The organism is Paenibacillus sp. Y568 (assembly GCF_059445545.1).
Window position 1 is genome coordinate 479,538 of sequence record NZ_JCAIUM010000001.1, and the last position, 21,855, is coordinate 501,392.

Sequence of the window (21,855 nt, forward strand, 5' to 3'; positions counted from 1 at the left end):
TTTCCTTTGATAAACTTTTAATAAGGTCGGCGATCCGTTCGTTCACTTCGATCTATATCCTTATCTTGAGGTGCTTCTTTGATTTCTTCCATCTTGACCAATACGACGTCAGACCCTATTTTCACAATATTATGCCAAGGAATAATTAGGTCGCTACGGCCACCAAATAAGCCCATAAATCGGGTATAGTTCGGTACGACGATCGCTTCAATCCGTCCCTGCCGTAAATCAAGCTCTAGATCACTAATTTGCCCCAATCGTTTACCGTCCACAATATTAATAACATCCTTAGTTTGAAAATCGGAGATCTTCATCATCATCCCCACCATTTGTTTTTCTGTAATCATAGCTTCACACCTTCAGAAATAAAGTTATATGATTAATATATGTAGAGAATTGGCAAAATGTCTTTTTTATTGCATTCCCTCATCAAATATAATCTCCCATTGTAATCTCGAACAAGTTGAAACAGCAGTATAAGGAATAAAGGTTCATTTGATAATTACATAAATCGATCAAGATGCATTGCGATTATGAAGTGGATTCATTTCTTTCTTATCTTTTTAAAAAGAGCGCTCCCTTAGGAACGCTCTTCATGTACTTTTATCATCCGATTAAGGATTTATTTGTCATGATTTAACATGTTTTTGCATTTGCTGAATAGCTGACTTTTCTAACCTAGATACTTGGGCCTGTGAGATGCCAATCTCCTCTGCAACTTCCATTTGAGTTTTACCTTCAAAAAAACGCTTGGAAAGGATCATCTTTTCTCGTTGTCCTAATCTGTGCATAGCTTCTCTTAAGGCAATTTCCTCAATCCATGAGACATCTTTGTTCTTATCGTCACTAATCTGATCCATGACATATATCGGATCGCCACCATCATGATAAATGGGTTCAAATAACGATACAGGATCTTGAATTGCATCAAGCGCAAAAACTACATCTTCTTTTGGAACATTAAGTGCCGCAGAAATTTCAAAAATCGTAGGTTCCCTACAATTTTGGTTCGTTAAGGAATCTCGGACTTGAAGCGCTTTATATGCTATGTCACGTAGAGATCGTGATACTCTTATTGGATTGTTATCCCGTAAATACCTCCGAATTTCCCCAATAATCATGGGTACCGCATACGTTGAGAATTTTACATTTTGTGATAAATCAAAATTATCAATAGCCTTCATTAGCCCAATACAACCTACCTGAAATAAATCGTCGACGAATTCCCCTCGATTATTAAACCGTTGAATCACACTTAGTACCAATCTCAAATTACCATTTACTAACTTTTCCCTAGCTGAACGTTCGTTATTTTGTTGTAAGTTATGGAACAATTCCCGCATTTCCACATTCGTTAGAACCGGAAGTTTTGCAGTATCTACCCCACAGATTTCAACTTTGTTTCGGGTCATGATGATTTACCTCCCAAGGAGAAACATTAATGTACATTATCTCCCTAGAGGCTCATTTTATTCCTAGTTGACTAATCAATATAGATTTTGTTCATCTATCTACTTACACCATTTTATTAAATTCCTTACGTAACCGTTTAATAATTCTCTTCTCCAATCGAGAAATATAGGATTGTGAAATCCCTAACATATCGGCAACATCCTTTTGTGTCTTTTCCTCACCATCCTGTAGTCCGAATCGAAGTTCCATAATCGTACGCTCACGTTCAGTCAATTTATCAAGAGCTTTATGCAATAATTTACGGTCAACTTGTTCTTCAATATTCCGATAAATCGTATCATTCTCTGTACCTAGTACATCTGACAGTAATAGTTCATTTCCATCCCAATCAATATTTAATGGTTCATCAAATGAAACCTCACTTCGAATTTTATTGTTTCGACGCAAATACATCAGAATTTCATTCTCAATACATCGAGATGCATACGTAGCTAATTTTATTTTTTTCTCCGGATCGAACGTATTCACAGCCTTGATCAGACCAATAGCCCCAATAGATACCAAATCTTCAATGTTGATACCTGTATTCTCAAACTTACGTGCAATATATACAACCAGTCTCAAATTACGTTCAATGAGCATAGCTCGAATCGCTGCGTCGCCCGTTGAGAGCCTCTGAAGAAGATATTCCTCTTCTTCCCGCGTTAGAGGTGGAGGTAGAGCCTCGCTTCCTCCTATGTAGTATATTTCCTCACTTTTCAGTCCAAATAAGAAGAGTGCACGATAATATTGTATTTGTACCGCTAATTTCCATTTTACTAACATGAATGATTTCCTCCTAAGAGTTTTCTGTAAGAAAACTTTCTTCGTAAGCATATAACTAGTTTCCATAGGAACTTATCTTCGTGAACATAAATTTCATGTTTTTCAAAAAAACTATGTTTCACAATCATCATCTTGAAATTACCTAATATATTAGCTAACAGGGGGGGGAGGCGATGCTATAGGTGTCTTCGTTGTATTTGAGGTATAACTCCCCTCCTCAATCATATCCGGATGAATGATAGCTCTATATGCATTCTCAGCAGACAGTGTACCTCCATCAAGTCCAATCAGCACTCTCGTTGAGATACTTATTCTGTCATCCATACAGATTTCAACGGAATCCGGTTTTAAAGCTAACATAAACGCTGTGCCTCGATTCACTCCTCGGTATGGAACCAATCTCAACCGATCTTGCCAAGGAAAAGTCGATCCTTCCTCACCAAGCTCCATAATTAGTTTGTCCGCTTCTCCTTCAACAAGTTTATCTCTCCATGAAGCAGGCAAATATTCAGCCCATAAAGAGGCCTCCATCACCATAACCGGAATGCGTGTTAGAGGGTCGCACAATTGATTACCCGTATCTAACAGTCCTGTACAGCTTACCATTTCACCACCAATACTTACTTTCACTTCAGCTAAATATACATGCCTGTTATCTAACTTACGCTTTGAAGATTGGACCATCTTAAACCAGAAAATAACGATTATAAACGCGATAACCATAAACCAAAACCCAATCTTCAGTTCAAAAGAAAGCCCTCCAGATGTCGTATACCAAATTCCGTCCCAGATATCACTTGAATTTTGCAACAGATAATGAATGCCAATAATTCCACCAGCTGCAGCAAAATTAATAATATAAAATGCGCCCATATTCCTCATATAGTGTTGTAGACTTCCAAATCCAAAAGCGATCCACAACATAAATAATGAAAGACCAAACTTTATGAGAAAGGTATACATGAACGTAAGTTCTGGTACGAACATCATGATGACATAAAGGGCACCTAACAAGGCTGATAAAGAAATACGCCACCATGGCGTTTTGATTTTACGCATCCAGCCAGTCAACCACAAGAGAGTCCCATCAATAAGCAGATTAGTAATAAAAATAAGATCGATATACACAACCACTACTCTCACCTGCCTGAGCTTTGATTCTAGGAGTATATAAGCCGTTGGTTTCAAAGCTATTTCATTTTAATTTTGGGAGATGTGTTTAGTATAGAAAGATTACGTTCCAAAGTCTGTCTAAACCTGGAAGCATTCGTAGATTTTTTTTGTCGATAGAGGATATTTTATGGAAGAAGCTTCGTCATATTTGAACGAGGTAGATTAGAAGAACACACAAAAAAGGCCCGATTTCTATAAAGAAAACGGACCTTTCAAAAATAATAATAATAATCATACAAATTATTCGTTGTTCTGGCGTGTTCTATTCCGTAAAAAGGTCGGAATATCCAGTTGGTCACTACTCGGTTGATTACCAAATGGACGCAAGTTGTTGTTGTTATTACGGTTCTCGGCAGACTCTGTCTCTGGTGTTCCTGGTTTACGCATTTGAACGTGCGGCGTTGCTTGTTTATGCTCAAATCCAGTAGCGATTACAGTAACCTTGATATCATCTTTTAGATTCTCGTCAATAATTGCACCAAAGATCATATTCACATCTGGATCTGAAGCAGAAGTAACAATTTCTGCAGCTTCATTCACTTCATACAATGAAAGATTAGAACCGCCTGTAATATTCATAATGACGCCACGTGCACCCTCGATGGAAGTCTCGAGTAATGGACTCATAATAGCCTTACGTGCTGCCTCTGCTGCACGATTCTCACCCGTAGCCATCCCGATACCCATGAGTGCTGATCCACGCTCCGTCATTATAGTCTTCACATCTGCAAAGTCAAGGTTAATTAGGCCCGGTACTTTAATAAGGTCAGATATACCTTGTACTGCTTGACGAAGAACATTATCAACTTCTCTAAATGCTTCCAACATCGGTGTTTTCTTATCAACAATTTCCAATAGACGATCGTTAGGAATAACAATCAGTGTATCGACTTTCTCCTTAAGAGCCTCAATTCCAAGCTCTGCTTGTGAGAAACGTTTCCGCCCTTCAAAAGTAAATGGACGTGTAACAACACCTACAGTCAGTGCTCCACACTCTCTTGCGATCTCAGCAATAACAGGAGCAGCACCTGTACCCGTTCCACCACCCATTCCGGCTGTGACGAATACCATATCTGCACCCTTAAGTGTATTCGAGATCAAATCTCGAGATTCATCAGCGGCTTTCTTTCCAACTTCTGGATTAGCGCCAGCGCCTAAACCTCTCGTTAACTTATCACCAATCTGTAACTTATGTTCAGATTTCGCCATATGCAGAGCTTGCGCATCTGTATTCACCGTAATAAATTCTACGCCCTGAACGCCATTCTCAATCATTCGATTGACCGCGTTACTACCTCCACCACCAACGCCAATCACTTTAATTTGTGCTAAACTCTCCATATCAAAATCAAATTCCAACATACTATTCCATCTCCCCCTCATTGTGCATGGATGGCTCGTTCACTTTTAAATGAACACCTTATATAAATTCACTGAACATATTTTTCACACGCTCTACTAGCCCGGTTTTTTGAGACTTACTTTGATTAGACGCGAGATTCACTTTGTTGTTGCGGTTTGGTTGCTTTTTATTATTAGTCGTTGTGACACTACGCCCTTTAAAGCTACGTATCACATTATGAAGCACACCCACACCACTAGTAAATCCTGGGTCTCTCACCCCAATATAATCGGGTACTGCAATTCTTACAGAAGCGGCCAGTTCAGCTTGTGCAACCTGAAGGACACCAGGCATAGAAACAGTGCCTCCTGTTAAGATATAACCACCAGGGAGTTCATTGTAACCTAGACGTTTCACTTCTTGATGAAGGAGATGGAATATTTCTTGAATACGTGGTTCAACAATAGCAGCCAAATCTTGTTGACTGAATTCCTTTTCTACGTTGCTTCCAATTCGAGTTACTTTAAAAATAACATCTGAAGCGGAATCATCCACTAAAGCACATCCGTATTTCAACTTCACCTTTTCAGCTTGATCTGTTAATGTTCGTAACCCATAAGCAATATCATTGGTAACGTATTCCCCACCAATAGGTAATGTAGATGTAGCAACCATAGTACCACCTTCAAAAACAGCAATACTTGTTGTTCCTGCACCGATATCAACAAGTACAGAACCCATAGTCTTTTCATCCTTAGATAAAGACATTTGACCCGAACCCAAAGACATTAGAACTAAGTCATTGATCTTTAAGCCAGATTTCTCTACACAACGTAAAAGATTGTGTATGGCCGGTTTTGCCCCAGTAATTATAATTGCCTCAACTTCCAAACGAACGCCGATCATACCTCGTGGATCTTGAATTCCTTCAAGACCGTCTACAACGTATTGCTTAGCTACAACATCAATAATCTCTCGATCTGGAGGCAAAGCAACGACTTCAGCAGCTTTAAGCACACGTTCAATATCTTCTTCTCCAATTTCCCGATCCTCGTTCGATACAGCCACGACGCCGTGACTTGATTGAAGTCCAATATGATTCCCTGATATACCGACATATACTTCAGATATTTGAATACCAACCATACGTTCTGCATGATCCACTGCGCTGCGGATTGATTGTACGGTCTGATCAATATCTACAATTGCACCTTTGCGAATTCCTTCTGAGTCGGCAGATCCAACTCCAATAATATTAAAGGTTCCATTATTTACTTCCCCAATAATAGCACGAACTTTGGATGTACCGATGTCCAAACTAACAATGATATCATTGTTGCTCAACTGTGGCACCTCCTGTTTTTCAAAATGAATTGCGATTTGAAAAGACGCTCTTTACATATTCAACATGACTTCTTTTTTTCCTCTTTTTCCAACATTTTTTTTGCATTCCAACTATTGTCAGCTATTTATTCATTAATATTATAAATAAAGGAAAGAAACAGGCTTGTCTATAAAATTAATTGTAGCATTTTTCCTTAGTTATTAGTAGTCCCATCCCCATTATCAGTCTCGCTATTTACGGATACGAATGGAACATAGGAATCGGCCTCAAGCATCGTAATCAATCCAGGTTCTTCCGTCTCTATCACTTGATTGAGGTATTCTACTTTATCCTTAAGTAAGGATACAGCCGTAATCACTTCAAACCTCGATCGTGTATATAATTTAATGCGGTCTGGGAAAGACACAGTGGGTGATGGCATAATTTCTGAAATATCTGAAGTTAATTGATTCGGTATAGCACCCAGAACTTGACTAAGCTCTAATTTAAAAGGGTCTTCAGAATCCCATTGCGTTAATATCGGTTTCTCAACAGCAACCCCACTCGAATTCACAGAAACTTTAGCGCCACTGGATAAAATGGCTTTGAGAGACCCATCTTCTCCTAGCTCATAGGCAACCGTTGGATATTCTTGAACCTGGATTTGAATGACACCTGGGAATTGCTTGTCCACTGTAACATTCTGAATTGAATTCAAAGCCATTATTTTCTTTCCGATAGTCGATGCAGAAACCCCGAAAAATTGCTCACCTACTTTTAAGTCACCTGCTTGTAGTAACTGCTCACTTGTAGTGAATACATTGCCTTGAAATTGAATATCTGAGACTCGACTTATCGGCGATCTAAAATAAAGAACAGCAAGTAGGGCTAAAAACATGAACATCAGAATAAAAATAATTTTGCGACTGGTTTTTATTTTTCTGGGTTTATTACTTTTAAGAGCGGGTATAGAAGTCTTCGACATATCAACTCTCCATAAAATGCCTCTTATCCCCTCTTCTAAGAGAGGGGATAAGTAGGACCTTAGTTGGCCAAATCTAACTGTTTGGATACCGGAGAATGTCTCTGAATATCTGCTCCAAGCTTCTGGAATAGTCGTTCAATATGATCATATCCCCGGTCAATGTGATGCACCTGCTCCACAATAGTCTTACCTTGGGCAGCCAAACCGGCAATCACTAACGCGGCTCCTGCCCTCAAATCTGTGGCTTCGACCGTTGCCCCATACAATCTTTGAACACCACGTATAAAAGCATAATTACGATCGATAGAAATATCTGCACCCATTACAGTCAATTCATCCACATGTTTAAATCTTCCTTCAAATACTGTCTCCTTCATCACACTGAATCCATCTGATAAAGTTAACAGTACCATAACCTGAGATTGTAAATCTGTTGGAAATGATGGGTATGGTGAAGTAATAATTCGTTCCACTGCTTTAGGACGACCCATACAGCTTACGCTTATTATATCATTGCATACACCAATTTGAACACCAGCGCGCTTAAGGACATGAATTAATGATGTAAGATGGGTAGGATTACAATGCGTTAAGGTTACAGTGCCACGTGTGGCAGCGGCCGCAATCATAACTGTTCCTGCTACGATCCGATCTGGAATAATCTCGTAGGTGCATGGATTAAGCTTCTTCACACCTTGAATCGTAATCGTATCCGTCCCAGCTCCAATAATACCTGCTCCCATTTGGTTCAAGAAGTTCTGAAGATCCTGAATTTCAGGTTCACGAGCCGCATTCGTAATTGTGGTCGTTCCCTCCGCCAATACCGCAGCCATCATAATGTTCTCCGTTGCACCAACACTAGGAAAATCTAAATGGATGTCTGCCCCAACCAGTTTGCGTGCTTTACAAAGAATCTGTTGATCGTTCTCCTCAATCTCTGCACCCAATGCTCTTAACCCATGTAAATGAAGGTCTATCTTTCGTTCCCCGATCGCACATCCTCCAGGTTGATAAAAAGTTACTTCACCAAACCTAGCTAACAAAGGCCCCATTAGAAAAATAGATGATCTCATCTGTTTCATTAAGTCTTCCGGTACATGAAACGAATTGGCGGTCGACGTATCCACAATGACCATTTCTTGCTCATGCCGTGTTTGGCATCCGAGCCGATTCAGGATGCTCATCATGACTTCAATATCCAAGAGCCATGGGACATTATGCAAATGAACTTCACCTTCAGCCAGCAAACATGCAGCTAGAATTGGCAATGCGGCATTTTTGGCTCCATGGATACGCACGGTTCCTGATAGGGCTTTGCCTCCCTCAATCACCAATTTGTCCAATGTATCACCTCCGAATTTACCGCTCACCTACTATTAACACTTCTGGTACCAAAGAGATACCATAATCAGAATTTACTTTATTCTGAATTTCGTGCATAAGTGTGAGCACGTCCTCTGCTGTCGCTTGACCGGTATTCACAATAAAATTGGCATGCTGCAATGAAACCTCTGCTCCACCAACTCGGTATCCCTTAAGTCCCGAAGCTTCGATAAGCCTTGCGGCGTGATCACCTGTTGGGTTACGGAACACACTTCCTGCACAGGGCATCTGCAACGGTTGAGTACGACGACGGCGATCTTTGAATGTTGCTAACGCGGCCGCAATCTCTCTCCGATCTTCATAATGAAGCCCGAATGTAGCTTCTATTACTACTCCCTTGCGGTGATGCAGAACAGAGTGTCGATAAGCAAAAGCCATTTCTTCAGCAGAATAGGATACCAATTCTCCTGTGTCCAGTACAATCTCAGCGGACTTGATTATGCGTGATACATCAGACCCATGGGCTCCGGCGTTCATATATACGGATCCACCAACAGAACCAGGAATCCCTCCTGCAAACTCTAGACCCGTTAATCCATGTCTGCCTGAAAGTACGCCCAACTTCACAAATGAGCAAGCACCTCCTGCAGTTACGGTTTCCTCCTGAAAATCAGCATACTCAAACCCAGAACCAAGTTTAATAACAACTCCACGAATACCCTTGTCTGAGACGAGGATGTTGGATCCGCGTCCAATCTGTATCCATGGAATGTCATGCTGATGGAGTAGAGTAATAAGTTTTTGCAATTGTTCTCTCGTTTCAGGAACGATGAGGGCGTCGGCAGGTCCACCGATTTTCCATGTTGTATGTGTTGTCATGGGTTCATTCAGAAAGATCTCCCCGACATTATTGTTCGATAATAGCGAAGTCCATTGCAGCAAAATAAATTCCTCCTTACCATTAAACAAATATGACATTTCTCAATGAATTCAGGAGAACATTTGGTCTATAGTATGATTTGCCGTGTCCTTGGGCGATTATCACGATTATAGGGTATCTTATGTCATGCTACTTAGGTGTGTGACAAACGCTAATGTCTTTTAAGGAGCTCCAACCAAACGTCGCATTTCCTCAACTATGACTTGAGCTGAATCTGGTTTACCCAACTTACGGGAGGATGCTGACATCTGTTTATGAACATCCAAATTGCCCATAATACTCTCAATCTTTTGAAACAGTATATCTCCAGTCAATTCTTTCTCTAGAATGACTAGAGATGCCCCTTCTTTCTCAAGTATTCTTGCATTAGCCTCCTGATGGTTGTTGGTGACATTAGGTGAAGGAATAAGTATCGATGGAATGCCCAGAGAATTGATCTCTGCCAAAAAAGAGGCACCTGCTCTATTCACAATAAGAGAAGTAGCAGCAAGTACTTCTGGCATATTATGTACATAAGGAAGTATATGTAGATGATTAGGGATACTTCCTAACTTACTTCGAATCTGTTCGAACGTTAGATCAAAATAAGGTTCTCCCGTAACATAAACAAAATGGATATGTTTTAATTTATCCAAAAGTGGGGACATTTGAATCATCGTATCATTAATTGCCTTTGCTCCCCTACTTCCTCCTACGACTAAAACAACCGAACTTTCCATCGGTATTCCTAACGTAGCGAAGCCTCGATTTCTATTGGCGTGGCGCACGGTTGTAGCTCTTGGGTTCCCCGTATAGATCACATGTTTAGCCCTAGGAAATGAAGCTTCTACATTGGCAAAACTTACCGCTACTGTGCTCACATATCGGCTCAAAAATGAGTTTGTTAATCCGGGAATCGCATTCTGCTCATGGATGATGGATGGAATGCCTAATTTAGCAGCTGCGTATACCACAGGACCACACACATATCCGCCTGTTCCTACTACAACATCCGGTTTGAACTCTAATAGATATCGCTTAGAGGTCTGTACCCCTTTTACAAAACGAATCATAGTCTTCAGATTATCCATAGATATCGCTCTACGAAAACCGGTTATATCGAGAGATTTAAATGGAATTTTCTCTTGTGGAATTAACTTACTCTCTAAACCACGAGTCCCCCCAATATATAAGAACTTAGAACCGGGTTCATCCTCTTCACATTGTCTTGCAATGGCAACCGCAGGATAAATATGTCCACCCGTTCCACCACCCGATAGAACCACTCGCATTCATGTCACCTCGCAAACCTGGATATATTCAGTAGTATACCTAGTGCAGTAAGCATGAGTGTCAATGATGACCCACCGTAACTGATCAAGGGTAGCGTAATCCCTGTTACAGGCATCATCCCGATAACGACACCGATATTAACGATGACTTGAATAGCAACCATGCCCACAATACCGACAGCAAGTAAACTACCAAAACTATCCGATATGTTTATCGCAATCCGCATTCCACGCCATACTAGTATCAGAAAGAGTAGTAATACAATCATTCCACCAATAAATCCAAGCTCTTCCGCCAAAATAGAAAAGATAAAATCGGTCTGTGGTTCTGGTACATAACTATACTTTTGACGACTCATGCCTAAGCCTAAGCCACCAAGTCCTCCTGGACCGATAGCATAAAGGGATTGTATAATCTGATATCCCGCTCCTAAAGGATCTGACCATGGATCAAGAAAAGCCGTGATCCGTTTCAGACGATATGGAGCTGCTAGAATAAGTCCAGCAAATCCAATAACACCAACAAGGCCAAGCAATCCAAGATGTTTCATACGGGCACCAGCTGTAAATACGATCATGAGTGACGCTCCAAACATAACAGTTCCTGTCCCCAAGTCCGGCTGCATCATAATAAGAGCAAAGGCAGTCCCGATTAATCCAAGGGGTGGAAGGAGACCTTTGGTGAATGAAGTGATATTGAAATTCTCCTGACTCAACCACTTCGCCAGAAATAGAATCATTCCAAGCTTCATGAACTCGGATGGTTGAATACCAAATGAACTAATACCAAGCCAACTTCGAGCGCCACCTCGCACATTACCGATCCCAGGAATGAGTACAGCGATGAGTAGGATAAAACATATCAATAAAAACACCTTGGCATATTTTAACCAAAATCGATAATCAACGTTGGCTGTAACAAACATAGCCATGAGGCCTAAGCCAGCAAATATGGCTTGGCGTTTAACAAAATAATAGGAATCTCCATAATCATGGAAACCAAGTACAGAACCTGCGCTCTGAACCATAACAATGCCAATCGTAAGTAGAGCAAGAATACATAATAGGAGCCAAAGATCTGGGCTTGGGCGTGTTTTATTCATGAAAGGCCACCTCTTGAAGAGAAAGTAGGGGCTTATCCACATCCCCCCTACTTAAAGATTATGCACCGCCTCTTTAAAAATGCGTCCGCGTTCTTCATATGATGTAAACATATCCCAACTTGCACATGCTGGAGACAATAGAACAATGTCACCTGGCTCAGCAAATGTAGCAGCTTCCTTCACGGCCGTAATCAATGTCGAGGCGGAGTCCTCAACAGTATCGACGAGTGAAATCAGCTTTAATCCAGCAAGTTCGGCAACTTTTGCTATTTTTTCTTTCGTTTCTCCAAGTAATACAACTGCTTTTACTTTCTCTCCCAATACGGTTAGCAATTCCATGTAGTCGGAACCACGATCCAATCCACCCGCTATTAATACAATTGGGTTCTTAAATGAGGTAAGTGCCATCGTTGTCGCTTTGGAGTTTGTTGCTTTGGAATTGTTGTAGTAAGAGACACCCTCAATCTCCTTAACATATTCCAGACGATGCTCTACAGCACGGAACGTAGAAAGTGGCGTAGCTAGTTGAGATATTGGAACTCCTGCTGTTATGGCAATTGCACAAGCAGCAAGTGCATTTCCGACATTAAAACGTCCTGCAATACCAATATCCTCTACAGGGATGATCTCATGAATGATGCCATTTCCATCACGATATACAACTGTTCGCGCAACCGAGTCCTCGATATCTGCTATAAATGAAGGGCTAACATAAACACCTTCTACTAATTCTTCACTAATAGAAAAAGGTAATATCTTCCCCTTCATGTGGGGTACAAGACTGCGACACGTTGGATCATCCCAATTGAGGATCGCGGTATCTTCCTCATGTTGGTTTATGAACAGATTAGCTTTTGAAGAGACATAATCCTCCATGCCACCATGATAATCTAAATGCGTCTCAGCAACATTTAGAAGACAAGCGATCTGAGGTCGGAACTCTTTCGTTCCTTTGAGTTGAAAGCTACTAAGTTCAACTACCATCCAGTCGTCCTCAGAGGCACTCTGTACAGCCGTACAAAGTGGTGTACCTATGTTACCTGCTACGATTGGAGACAACCCTGCTGAACGAAAAATGTTACCTACCCACGTGGTAGTTGTTGTCTTACCATTCGAACCGGTAATCCCAATGATCGGTGCCTTACTTAGATAATAAGCAACTTCCACTTCCGTAACAATCTCAATCTCAAGCTCCATAGCCTTAACTAGAGGTGGCACAGAGTAAGGGATACCTGGGTTCTTCACAACTAAGGCAATACCAGGATGAATAAGATCCGGTGGATGTCCGCCGCAAATAACAGAAATTCCCAAAGCGTCTAATTCAGAAGCTTCGGGACACTGATCTTTCTCCTTTTTGTCATTAACGGTTACAATAGCCCCCATACGATGAAGAACTTTTGCAACTTCCACACCACTCTTTGCAAGTCCAAGTACAACAACTTGCTTATCTCTGTATGTGTCTGGATGATTCATGATTACAACCCCTTGTTAATATAAATTCCGAGACCTGCGAGTACGAGTCCCACAACCCAAAATGTAATAACAACCCGCCATTCCGACCAACCTGAAAGCTCAAAGTGATGATGAATAGGACTCATTTTGAAAATTCGTTTACCTCTTAGTTTAAAAGATCCGATTTGTAGAACTACAGAGAGCATCTCTATAACAAATATGCCTCCAATGATAAGGAATAATAGCTCGCTTTTCGTGACGATAGCAATCGCACCAATAGCTCCCCCGATACCTAATGAACCCGTATCTCCCATGAATACTTTAGCAGGATGTGCATTAAACACTAAGAAGCCTAACACGGCACCGATCATCGCTGCTGCACAGAAAGCTGCTGGAAGTGATGTAGCTTGCATAGCTACTAGAGCAAAAGCTCCGAAAGCGATGGCACTCACTCCGGATAACAATCCATCTAAACCATCCGTAAAGTTAACAGCATTGCTGATAGCGAGAAGCATAAGAATAATGAATGGATAATAGAACCAACCGCCCCAGTCCCAACCCCATGAGGTACCAGGTATAGTAATGGATGTATCGTGCCCATTTTGAAAAAGTAAGTAACATATGATACCCGAGAAGAGCAATTGTCCAAATAACTTCTGACGAGGTGTCAACCCCAATGATCGCTTAAAGACAATTTTAATATAATCATCAAGAAAACCTATCAATCCGAATCCAAGCGTTGCAATAAGCAACACATAGAAATCCGTATTAACAACTGAAAATTTTAAATAAGATAATGTAAAAGCTAATAAAATTACAACTCCACCCATGGTAGGTGTACCAGCTTTCATCAAGTGACTCTCAGGCCCATCCTGTCGTATCTGCTGCCCAAATTTCATACGACGCAACAAAGGAATGAGTATAGGTGCAGCAATGACTGCCAGAATAAAGGATACACCGATTGTTAGTAATAATAATTGAATGTCCATAGTTTCACCCCTCCGTTCATCAGATCTGCTAGCACTTCTCTATTAGAGCATTCACAACTTCTTCAAGCTTCATCCCACGTGAACCTTTGACAAGTACAATATCCTTAGGATGAATATGCTCTTCAAGATGTGTTATCAATGCAGCTTTATCTGTAAATGCAAATACGTTAGTCTCTGTGAGATTGACCTTTGCTGCCTCCGCTATACATGAGGACAACGGTCCGTATGTATACAGCATATTTACTTTATCCGTAGTCATGTAGCTTCCAATTTCAGCATGATATTCTTTTTCTTGTGGACCAAGCTCTAGCATGTCCCCGAGCACTGCAACTTTCCGTCGATACCCTTTCGCATTATGAAGCACATCAATCGCTGCCTTCATTGATGTCGGACTAGCATTATAGGCATCATTAAGTACGGTAATTCCACGCGTAGAGACTAATTGTTCAATACGCATACCCGTTAACTGCAAGTGAGATAATCCATCTTTTATCTTGTCCTCGCTTATATTGAAATAACGTGCAACTGTAAGTCCCGCTAAACAGTTAACCACATTATGGCGACCGAGTAGAGGTAAATCGAATCCTAACTCCTTGTGGACGTGGGATGTGAAAATAATACCTTTCCCATGAAACATCATCCCTGTTGGATAATCATCATTCGTTGAATCCAACCCAAACGTTAATGTGTGGAAGCCTTCTGGTTTGCTATCAGATAATTCATCTAATGCTTCAGAGATAAGAGGCTCATCACCATTATAAATAAGTAAACCACCTGACTTCATACCACTTATAATTTCTACCTTCGCACGGGCAATCTCTTTTCGAGATCCTAACTGTAAGAGATGCGATTCCCCAATATTCGTGATGATCGCAACATCTGGTTGACCTATGGCTGATAGGATCTCGATCTCACCCCGGCCACTCATACCCATTTCTAATACCACGATGTCTACATCCGTATCCATTTGCAGAATGGTAAGCGGAAGACCAATATGATTATTATAGTTACCCGCCGTCTTATGCACTTTGTAAGTCGTCTCTAATAGGGCAGACACGATATCTTTCGTTGTTGTTTTCCCGTTACTACCTGTAATACCAACAACCTTACAACCTATTTCTTTTAAATACGCTTTAGCTAGCAATTGTAAAGCCTCTAGCGTATCATTCACCACTATGACCCTACCTTTAGGGCACTCTCCTCGATCCCTTTGCCAGAGTGTAGCACCTGCCCCTATTTCCAACGCCTTTGCTGCATAAGTATGACCATCAAATCGTTCTCCCACAAGTGGCACAAATAAACAACCCGCCGCAATATGGCGAGAGTCTGTGATCACTCCCTGAATCGAATGATCATACTCGTGTTCATGACTGAGGGTTCCGCCACACATGACGGCTATTTCACCCAATGTTTTATTAATCACTATTGTATACCCCTTATCGCTTCTTTTGCGACGATACGATCATCGAAATCATGAGTCGTGTGTCCAATTTTTTGATAGGTCTCATGACCTTTCCCCGCAATCAATACTACATCTTCAGGGCTTGCCATATCAATAGCCTTTTGAATAGCCATTCTTCGATCTACGATCAACTGATATTTTTCTACGGCTACTTGATCTTCCATAAGTCCTTGTTCGATATCTTTTAGAATAGCTTCAGGATCTTCTGTCCGTGGATTATCAGAAGTAACCAATACAACATCACTATATTTCGCTGCTATTTTACCCATGATTGGACGCTTCGTCTTATCACGGTCACCGCCACAACCAAATACAGTTAATACACGACCCACCGCGAACTCATTCACCGTCTTCAACACATTCTCAAGTCCATCTGGTGTATGCGCATAATCAACAATGACAGCAAACGGCTGTCCTGCATCCACAGCTTCAACGCGACCATCAACACCAGCTAAAGATTCAAGGCTACGCTTGATTTCATCAAGTGGAACGTCTTCTAATAGAGCAGCCGTGATCGCACCCAAAGCATTATACACGTTAAATTTACCAACCATTCTCAGTTTGATATCTGTGCTTCCTTTAAAAGAGTCAACATGGAATTGGGTACCTTGTGCCGTAATTGAAATCTGAGTCGCACGTACATCCGCGCCTTCCTCTAGACCATATGTAATGACTTCTGCCGATGTAATGTTTTTGAAATATTCCGATGCAGGATCATCTGCATTAAGCACGGCAAACTTTCGTTTGTCTCCATTACTTTGAAAAGAGTTCCCCATACGAGAAAAGAGCAATCCTTTGGCAGCACGATACTCTTCCATCGTATGATGATAATCCAAATGATCTTGTGTAAGGTTCGTAAAAATAGCTGTGCGGTAATCCGTCCCTTTAACACGACCTTGCTCCAACGCATGAGAAGATACTTCCATAACGCAACAACGGGTACCACTTGCTGCCATATCATGCAACGAACGCTGTAATTCCAATGCTTCAGGAGTAGTACCAGACATAGGGAATATACGTCCCCCATAACGCATCTGAATAGTTCCAATCAATCCTGTCTTCACACCATGATCATTCATAATTTTCTCGATTAGATACGCTGTTGTTGTTTTTCCATTCGTTCCAGTAATCCCAATAACCTTCATTTGCTTACTGGGTGATCCAAAGAAAGAATCGGCAAGTACAGCCATAGCGTAGCGACAATCTTTAACGATAACTTGTGGCACATCAATATCCAATTGACGTTCTACAACAAGTGCCACAGCACCTCGTTCCGTTGCTTGCTGTGCATAATCATGACCGTCTACCGTGTGACCTGGTAAACAGATAAACAAGTCTCCTTCATTAACCTTACGCGAATCTGTCTGTATCCCACACAATGTAATATCTCCGCTGCCAACAATATGTTTGATAGTTAATGTTGAAGCTAATTCATTAAGTCTCATCAATAATCCCTCACTTATTTCAATTATCGTCATATTTGGCGAATGTCAGGCACCTTAAGGTGCCTTATTTCCAACGTTCTGATCTGAATCCACACTACCCATATAAATGCGAATAGTTGACCCTTGCTCCACTCTGCTGCCAGGTTTAGGAGCCTGACTTACAACCGTAGTACCACTCCCTGATTTAGAGAGCATGAAGTTCATATTAAGCTCCTCATATAAATCCTGAACAGAAGCACCCACTAGGTCCGGAACGGTGACGATCTTTGTCTCACCATATTTATATTCTTTGGAGATCTGATCTTTGCGTTCAGGTACTTTCATATAATGGAGGGAATCCTCTAGTATATTTTGTACAATTGGAGCCGCAACTACACCCCCGAATTGGATCCCTTTAGGGTTATCAACAGCGGTGTATACGACGATTTGAGGATCGTCTGCAGGAGCAAAACCTATAAATGATACAATATGCTCGGTAGCAGAATAACGACCGTTCACTACAATTTGTGCTGTTCCTGTCTTTCCACCAACACGATAACCATCAATAAACGCCGGACGGCCCGTTCCTTTGGCTACGACACTTTCGAGTGCCTCTCTAACCTTCTTAGATGTTTCTTCTGAGATAACCCGTCTTACTAGCTCTGGTTGTGTTTCTTCTACAATCGTATTTGTCTGAGAATTAATCCAAGCTTTTGATACATACGGTTTGTATAGATTGCCACCATTTATCGCCGCCGAGACTGCGGCTACTTGTTGTATTGGAGTAACTGAGACCCCTTGGCCAAAAGCTGTAGTAGCAAGTTCAACAGGCCCTACGTTAGACAATTTAAATAGTATTCCATTTTCTTCTCCATTCAAATCAATACCCGTCTTAGAACCGAATCCGAAATTACGAATATATTTAAATAGTGTCTCTTTACCAAGCTTTTGACCTAATGCTACGAAACCAGGGTTACATGAGTTCTCTACTACTTCAAGAAAAGTCTCGCTGCCGTGGCCACCCTTCTTCCAACATCTTAACGTGGCTCCACCTACTTTAACATATCCAGGATCAAAAAAAGTGTCATGTTCCAAATCTACTTCATTCTCCTCCAGAGCAGCAGCAAGTGTAATAATCTTAAACGTGGATCCGGGTTCATAAGTCATCCATATAGGAAGGTTACGGTTATACACTTCCGCTGGATACTCCTTATACTGTGCCGGTTCATATCCGGGTCGGCTTGCCATAGCAAGAATTTCACCGGTTTTGGGATTCATGGCAATAGACCAGGCTCCTCTAGCTTGCGTCTGAACCATAGCTTGATCTAACTCACGTTCCATAATCGATTGGATCGATTTATCAATGGTAAGTTCAAGACTAAGACCGTCCTTTGGCTCGGAATACTTCTCAGAAGAACCCGGCATTAGCCTACCACCTGCATCGGACAAATAAGATATGTTTCCATCGAATCCTTTTAACTTATCATCATACTTCTGTTCAATACCCGTTATCCCCTGATTATCAATCCCAGTGAATCCAAGAATATGTGCAGCTAAATCACCATAAGGATAATACCTCTTATTGTCCTCTGCAACAATGATACCCGGCAACTTTAAATCACGAATATCCTGAGCGAGCTCCATCGTGATTTTACGTCCACCGGGTTGCAATTTAACATTCATGGATTTCTTTTTAGTTATTTTCACCAGAATCTTCTCCTGACTCATTCCAATCAGAGGCGACAAGGCCGCAGCTGTCTTCTCAGGTTCTTTTACCTGAACAGGTATGGCCCAAACGGTCGGTGAACTAATATTGTAAGCTAACGCAGTGCCATTACGATCTAATATTTCTCCTCTTTTAGCCGTAAAGGGAAGCTGTCTTCTCCATAAATCCTCTGCTTTGTCAGATAACTCTTTACCTTGTCCAAGTTGTACATAAGCAAGTCTGCCCATTAAAGCAATAAATAGGACGCAAAAGAGCAGCAAGCTCCATAGTAGCCTCCGTCTCAGCGTCACATTTGAAACTCTCATCGCATACCCTCCCTAGTTAATCCTGATCTCACGATACGTGTTATATCATGAATATTCAGGATAACTAGGGCTTAGAACAAGCTATCTGTTCTACTCTATTTACTTATTCTCATCTTCTTGAACTGGATCATCCACCAGAATATTCGGAGGCTTCAGAGTTAATTGGACTGTACGCTTGCCTTGTGATTCTATTACTTTTTGTTCGGTGACATACCCTTCACCTTCTACGTTAACGGCCAATTTCATCAACGTCAATACCTGTAATGCATCTCTTAGAGATTTACCCTTCAGATCTGGTATTCCCATCGTAGTACTCTCTTCTGTTAAAAGATAGATACTTTGCCCAGAATTCATAATAGTACCTTTAGGTGGGTATTGACGAATGACTTTATTACCTTTACCTAAGGTTACGTAGGCAATACCCGTATTAAGCATTTCATTTTTAGCTGCCTCAATCGTCTTCCCTACCACTCCAGGTGCTTTAGATCTAGGTGTAACTGCAATACTAGTCTTCTTGGAATCTTGTTTATCATTTTTTTCATCATCTGATATCACTTTTGGAACATTCATATACTGAAGTGATTGAGATACAATCTTTTTGAATACAGGTGCAGCCGCTGCTCCCCCACCTACATTCGCATCGTTCGGCTCATCCATAATGACAACGACAGCAATTTTCGGATCGTTCACTGGCGCATACCCAATGAAAGAAACGACAGACTTATCATAATCATATTTACCATTGATAGATTTAACAGCAGTTCCTGTTTTACCTGCTACTCGATATCCATCAATATATGCATGTCGTCCAGTTCCAATCTCTTGATCGGCAACAACCTGTTCCAAATACATTCCTGTTTCCTTAGCCGTTTCTGCGGATATCACCTGGCGAACCACTTTTGGTTTAGTAACATCTGTTTTCCCTGTATTTGGATTATGAATTTCTTTGATGATATGCGGCTCTAGTAGTTTGCCACCGTTAGCAATCGCAGAAATCGCTGTGATCTGCTGAATAGGTGTAACTAAGACCCCATGACCATAGGATGCCGTTGCCACTTCTACATTACCTGGCAAATTAATTGGCCAAGTTGATTCACCTGCCATCTCGATTCCTGTTTTACTACCGAAACCGAAATTATTAATATAGTTAAGAAGACGTTCTTTACCAAGCATTTCAAAACCCATCTTAACAAAGGCTACGTTACTTGAACGCTTAACGCCCTCCAAATATGAGATAGTAGTGCCCCAGCCTGCACGTTGCTGATCATGGAGCACTGTTTTGGTACCCTTGACTCGAATTTGTCCGGATTGATAAACATCTGTCGGCTTGATAAGCTTCTCTTCAACGGCACCAGCCAATGTAACTATTTTAAATGTAGATCCCGGCTCATACAAGGATTTAATAGCATGATTTCTAAAATCTTCGGGATCAGCATTCCAATAGGAGTTAGGATTGAACGTAGGCAAATTCGCCATCCCTAGAATTTCCATCGTGTTGGGATCCGCTGCAATAACCGTCATACTGATTGGATTATATTTCGCATATGCCTCTTTCATAGCAACTTCAATATAATACTGTATGGTATCGTCAATCGTCAGCTTTAAATTTTTACCATTGATCGCAGGCTGATAAACCTCTTCTGTATTTGGTAGCTTATCTAACTGCCCATCACTTTGATAATTTATATATCCATTTATCCCACTAAGATCAGTGTTATAATAGGATTCAAGACCTGATATCGCCTTACCATCACGATCTACATAACCCAGAATATGTGCTGCTAGATTTTTGTTAGGATAATATCGTTTTTGTTCTTTAATCAACGCAATACCTGAATCGACCACTTTGCTCTTGTTCTTCTTGAGTTCATCTGTTATTTCATTAATTAATGCATTCACTTGTACTTTTTTTTCTTCACCGATTTTTAAGCCTTCTGTACGGACCTCTCGACTGGACCAGTAACCTTCCTTATTATTCTCCGTAACCTTAGCAGGATCCGTAGCAGTCACTATTTCAAGTAACTCATCTTCATCCTTACCCAGGATCTCATTTAACCCTGCCACTACCTCGTCTTCATTACCGTTCTCATGAATAACTTTTGGATTTACCGTCACGGTGTATGCCGGAGCTTCAATCGCTAGCGCATCACCGTTCCGATCCGTAATTGTACCTCTTGTAGCGATAATCGTATCTTTTTTCGACCATTGATCCACGGCATATTCATGCCAGAAATCACCATTCACCACTTGAATGAAGAAAATCTTAGTTATTAAAATAGCAAAGAGGAGGGTTATACATCCTCCTATAAGCAGTGTACGTAGTTTTATTCTTTTTACCATTAGTCAACCCTCACATCCACTATTTAAGATCCGTATCTGTTTCCGGGTGTCAGTCACCATCTATAGAACCTGCAACACGGGGTACACGTATGATACTCTGCTCCGATGGTAAAACATAACCCTCTTTAAGCGCCGTTTCAACAATAGTTTCCTTAAGGGTTTGTTTCTTCAATTCTAACTGGGCCATTTTCAACTGGTTTGCTTTTATCTGGGAATTCATCCTTTGGCTCTGTTTATTGAGATCATAGATATGTGCGTAGCGTTGAAGCACAAGACTTGCTATAGCAACACATACGATCACAGTGAACAAATAGAGCATCTTTTCCTTAAGAGGAATAAATGTTCGACGTGTAACGACTTTAGTTTGTTCGCGGTAACCAGGAGAAACGCGTTCTTCTGGTTTTGGTTTTACTGCTAAATTGCCACGCGTATATGCCATTTTCTCACATCCCTTCTAG

The 21,855-nt window shown here is 41.1% G+C and carries 18 protein-coding genes; all 18 read right to left on the reverse strand.

Features of this window, described 5'->3' with window-relative positions; genetic code table 11:
* Nucleotides 1–17: 17 nt before the first annotated feature.
* The 18 genes from AC1D7X_RS02385 to AC1D7X_RS02470 all read right to left on the reverse strand — a co-directional run bounded on the left by AC1D7X_RS02385 (nucleotide 18) and on the right by AC1D7X_RS02470 (nucleotide 21,836).
* Complete coding sequence (locus AC1D7X_RS02385) at nucleotides 18–347, reverse strand: YlmC/YmxH family sporulation protein (protein WP_495454239.1); 330 nt, start codon at nucleotides 345–347, stop codon at nucleotides 18–20.
* 282 nt (nucleotides 348–629) lie between these two features.
* Entirely contained in the window at nucleotides 630–1,412 is a 783-nt protein-coding gene (gene sigG / locus AC1D7X_RS02390) for an RNA polymerase sporulation sigma factor SigG (RefSeq protein ID WP_495454238.1), read from the reverse strand.
* A gap of 103 nt (nucleotides 1,413–1,515) precedes the next feature.
* Nucleotides 1,516–2,238 (reverse strand): RNA polymerase sporulation sigma factor SigE, encoded by a 723-nt coding sequence (sigE, locus tag AC1D7X_RS02395; protein WP_495454237.1) that lies wholly within the window; start codon nucleotides 2,236–2,238, stop codon nucleotides 1,516–1,518.
* 150 nt (nucleotides 2,239–2,388) lie between these two features.
* Entirely contained in the window at nucleotides 2,389–3,372 is a 984-nt protein-coding gene (spoIIGA, locus tag AC1D7X_RS02400) for a sigma-E processing peptidase SpoIIGA (protein ID WP_495454236.1), read from the reverse strand.
* A gap of 279 nt (nucleotides 3,373–3,651) precedes the next feature.
* The gene (gene ftsZ / locus AC1D7X_RS02405) at nucleotides 3,652–4,773 is read right to left on the reverse strand and encodes a cell division protein FtsZ (RefSeq protein ID WP_495474582.1); all 1,122 of its coding nucleotides are present in this window, start codon (nucleotides 4,771–4,773) and stop codon (nucleotides 3,652–3,654) included.
* Nucleotides 4,774–4,831: 58 nt separating this feature from the next.
* The gene (gene ftsA / locus AC1D7X_RS02410) at nucleotides 4,832–6,097 is read right to left on the reverse strand and encodes a cell division protein FtsA (protein WP_495454234.1); all 1,266 of its coding nucleotides are present in this window, start codon (nucleotides 6,095–6,097) and stop codon (nucleotides 4,832–4,834) included.
* Between the two features lie 194 nt (nucleotides 6,098–6,291).
* On the reverse strand, nucleotides 6,292–7,062 hold the full coding sequence (locus tag AC1D7X_RS02415) for a cell division protein FtsQ/DivIB (RefSeq protein ID WP_495474583.1): 771 nt from the start codon (nucleotides 7,060–7,062) through the stop codon (nucleotides 6,292–6,294).
* 59 nt (nucleotides 7,063–7,121) lie between these two features.
* Nucleotides 7,122–8,405, reverse strand: coding sequence for a UDP-N-acetylglucosamine 1-carboxyvinyltransferase (murA, locus tag AC1D7X_RS02420; protein ID WP_495454232.1), 1,284 nt, complete (start codon nucleotides 8,403–8,405; stop codon nucleotides 7,122–7,124).
* A 16-nt stretch (nucleotides 8,406–8,421) separates the two neighbouring features.
* Nucleotides 8,422–9,327 (reverse strand): UDP-N-acetylmuramate dehydrogenase, encoded by a 906-nt coding sequence (gene murB, locus AC1D7X_RS02425; protein ID WP_495454231.1) that lies wholly within the window; start codon nucleotides 9,325–9,327, stop codon nucleotides 8,422–8,424.
* A 159-nt stretch (nucleotides 9,328–9,486) separates the two neighbouring features.
* Nucleotides 9,487–10,596 carry an undecaprenyldiphospho-muramoylpentapeptide beta-N-acetylglucosaminyltransferase gene (gene murG, locus AC1D7X_RS02430; RefSeq protein WP_495474584.1) on the reverse strand — a complete coding sequence of 370 codons (1,110 nt, stop codon included), beginning with the start codon at nucleotides 10,594–10,596 and terminating at the stop codon, nucleotides 9,487–9,489.
* Between the two features lie 5 nt (nucleotides 10,597–10,601).
* Complete coding sequence (gene spoVE / locus AC1D7X_RS02435) at nucleotides 10,602–11,699, reverse strand: stage V sporulation protein E (RefSeq protein WP_495454229.1); 1,098 nt, start codon at nucleotides 11,697–11,699, stop codon at nucleotides 10,602–10,604.
* 51 nt (nucleotides 11,700–11,750) lie between these two features.
* Complete coding sequence (gene murD / locus AC1D7X_RS02440; RefSeq protein ID WP_495474585.1) at nucleotides 11,751–13,172, reverse strand: UDP-N-acetylmuramoyl-L-alanine--D-glutamate ligase; 1,422 nt, start codon at nucleotides 13,170–13,172, stop codon at nucleotides 11,751–11,753.
* Nucleotides 13,173–13,174: 2 nt separating this feature from the next.
* Nucleotides 13,175–14,140 carry a phospho-N-acetylmuramoyl-pentapeptide-transferase gene (mraY, locus tag AC1D7X_RS02445; RefSeq protein ID WP_495454227.1) on the reverse strand — a complete coding sequence of 322 codons (966 nt, stop codon included), beginning with the start codon at nucleotides 14,138–14,140 and terminating at the stop codon, nucleotides 13,175–13,177.
* 28 nt (nucleotides 14,141–14,168) lie between these two features.
* Complete coding sequence (locus AC1D7X_RS02450) at nucleotides 14,169–15,560, reverse strand: UDP-N-acetylmuramoyl-tripeptide--D-alanyl-D-alanine ligase (protein ID WP_495474629.1); 1,392 nt, start codon at nucleotides 15,558–15,560, stop codon at nucleotides 14,169–14,171.
* Between the two features lie 2 nt (nucleotides 15,561–15,562).
* Nucleotides 15,563–17,047, reverse strand: coding sequence for a UDP-N-acetylmuramoyl-L-alanyl-D-glutamate--2,6-diaminopimelate ligase (locus tag AC1D7X_RS02455; protein WP_495474586.1), 1,485 nt, complete (start codon nucleotides 17,045–17,047; stop codon nucleotides 15,563–15,565).
* A 54-nt stretch (nucleotides 17,048–17,101) separates the two neighbouring features.
* Nucleotides 17,102–19,057 (reverse strand): stage V sporulation protein D, encoded by a 1,956-nt coding sequence (locus AC1D7X_RS02460; RefSeq protein ID WP_495474587.1) that lies wholly within the window; start codon nucleotides 19,055–19,057, stop codon nucleotides 17,102–17,104.
* A gap of 99 nt (nucleotides 19,058–19,156) precedes the next feature.
* Nucleotides 19,157–21,397, reverse strand: a complete 2,241-nt coding sequence (locus AC1D7X_RS02465) for a penicillin-binding transpeptidase domain-containing protein (RefSeq protein ID WP_495474588.1) — start codon at nucleotides 21,395–21,397, stop codon at nucleotides 19,157–19,159.
* A 49-nt stretch (nucleotides 21,398–21,446) separates the two neighbouring features.
* Entirely contained in the window at nucleotides 21,447–21,836 is a 390-nt protein-coding gene (locus AC1D7X_RS02470) for a hypothetical protein (RefSeq protein ID WP_495454223.1), read from the reverse strand.
* Nucleotides 21,837–21,855 lie beyond the last annotated feature (19 nt).